Annotated in this window: 1 pseudogene; it reads right to left on the bottom strand. The window is 43.5% G+C overall.

Features of this window, described 5'->3' with window-relative positions:
* Positions 1-494: pseudogene (locus ACNQ0W_RS25370) on the bottom strand (hypothetical protein); the annotation flags it as partial.

Genomic DNA, 494 nt, shown 5'->3' with positions numbered 1-494 from the left:
GACCATACAATCTCGCCTTTGTGCACAGCTCCAGCAACTTCATATTTCCCACCTCGACCCGTGTAACCACCTTCAGCAAAGCCTTGATCTTTGATTGCCCGGATGTTTGCAATAATGCTAGCCCCTTGAGCAACTGCCCCAGCAATCAACGGTAAGTTAAGAGGAAAACCAGCTTTTGAAGCTGCTGCAATATTTTGCTGAATCGCAATACCAGCAGCTGCAATCGCATAAGCTTTATCTGCAGCGAACATGATTTTGTAAGCTTTAGATTGCTCTCCAAACATTGAACCAAACATAGATGTAAGAGAACCCATCATTTGGCCACCAAATGCAATTTGGGTGTTCAAACGATCTTGCTGATATTTATCTTCAATATCCTGAGCATTCTGAGCATATTCGGCAGCAATCTGATTGCGTTGGTCCTGAGCAGCTTGAATGATTGCTGTTTTCTGGTTTTCGAAATCCTGCTGCTTAATTAGTCCAGCTTCGAATTG

This window comes from Enterobacter cloacae complex sp. 6730903, from assembly GCF_048283985.1.
GTDB lineage: Bacteria > Pseudomonadota > Gammaproteobacteria > Enterobacterales > Enterobacteriaceae > Enterobacter > Enterobacter hormaechei_C.
Note: the sequence above shows the minus strand (reverse complement) of the source record. Positions and strands in the feature narration are given on the sequence as shown.